This window comes from Streptomyces europaeiscabiei (genome assembly GCF_001550375.1).
Taxonomy (GTDB): Bacteria; Actinomycetota; Actinomycetes; order Streptomycetales; family Streptomycetaceae; genus Streptomyces; species Streptomyces europaeiscabiei.
The window spans coordinates 1-1,486 of sequence record NZ_LRTR01000717.1 but is presented as its reverse complement, the minus strand read 5'-3'; the positions used below and the strand labels follow the sequence as shown (position 1 = coordinate 1,486).

General features: G+C 75.8%; 1 protein-coding gene and 1 pseudogene. Both read right to left on the bottom strand.

Annotated features, from left to right (window positions below; all coding sequences use genetic code 11):
• Positions 1-216 (bottom strand): hypothetical protein (locus AWZ10_RS53140; RefSeq protein ID WP_208618609.1); only part of this gene is annotated, 216 nt, incomplete at its 3' end.
• Positions 217-382: 166 nt separating this feature from the next.
• Positions 383-1,486, bottom strand: a pseudogene (locus tag AWZ10_RS35615) (hypothetical protein); the annotation flags it as partial.

Here is a 1,486-nt window from a genome sequence, read left to right as displayed (position 1 = left end):
GGCGGGCCGGGGATCACCGCAGCGGCAGCAGGACTCCCGGTGCTGCCCGGGGCGCTCCCCGTCCGGCCGCCGGTGCCCCGCCGAGGAACGCCCCGGCGGTGTGGACGGATCGCCGCACCGGATACGCCTGCCGGGGCCGGCCGGGGTGAGCTCGACCTCCAGTCCCGCGGGCACCATCAGCCAGCGGGGCGTTGGAACCTCGTCCTCGAAACGCATACCGTCTCCTCACTCGGGTCCCGCCGCACGAGGCGGGACCACGCCCGTGACGGCCCGTCCGTGCGGCCGTCACGGCCAGCGTCGGCCTGGGCGATCCAGGCCGGGTGAAGTCATGTCCAAGGTGCTGGCCGGCCGGCGCGCGCGCCGGGCCCCGGGCCCGATTCCGTCAGCCCGCCGCGGTCAGCACCCCGGAGACGGAACGGTTGCCCAGGCCGCCGCGGTCGCCGCCGGGCAGAACACGCAGTTCGGCGTTGTCGGCGGACGGCAGGGACAGCCGGATCAGATCCGGCACCCGCAAGGTGAGAGCCGCAGAACCGGACTGCTCCGCCCTGACCACCACGTGATGGTCGAGGAGCTGGCCCACCAGGGAGTCGCCGTCCCAGGAACTGCCGCCCAGGAGCTGCCTGGCCCGTGCCATGTCGAAGGGGGCCGCCCCGGCCGCCGCCAGCAGTGCCAGCGCCCGCCGCAGGGAGCCGGGCAGCCGGGCGATCGCCCCGGCCGCCCGGGCCAGCACATCGCAGGCCTCGTCATGCAGTTCCGCCGCCAGACGGCCCTCGTCCACCAGCCCCAAGGCCAGGTCGCCAAGCGTCCACATCGGCCGCGCCGCGAACTTCTCGCCCACCGCCCGCAGGGAGAGCGGGAAGTTGCCCATCAGATGCGTGACTTCCCCCAGGACGTCACCGGCACCGACGCGTTCCGCCCCGGCCACCCTGGTGAAGAACGCGGCGGCGTCCTCGGCCGACAGCGCCCCCAGAGCCATCGACCGGGCGCCGGGCAGACCGGGCAGCCGGACCCGGGAGGTCACCAGCGCCAGGCTGCCGCCGTCCGCCGGCAGCAGCGGGAGCACCTGGTCGGTGCCGGCCGCGTCGTCCAGCAGTACCAGCAGCGACCGCTCGGCACTGAAGGACCGGAACATGCCCGCCAGGTCGTCGGCGTTGTCGGGCAGCGCGGCCGGATCCATTCCGCAGTCCCGCAACAGGGTGCGCAGGACGGCGTCCGCCCGTCTGGGGCGGTCCGCGCCGTCGTGCAGCCGGGCGTGGAGCGCACCGTCGGGGAACCGGTCGGCCATACGGTGCGCGGCGCGCACGGCGAGGGCACTCTTGCCCACACCGGCCGCGCCCAGGACCACCACCACCCGGGGCCCCACGGACCACGCCCCCCCGGCCGTGTCCCCGCCACCCGCACCCGCACCCGCGTCCAGGCCGGCGAGCGAGGAGAGCCGCGCCAGTTCCGCGACGCGTCCGGTGAAGTCCGGGGTGTCCAGCGGCAG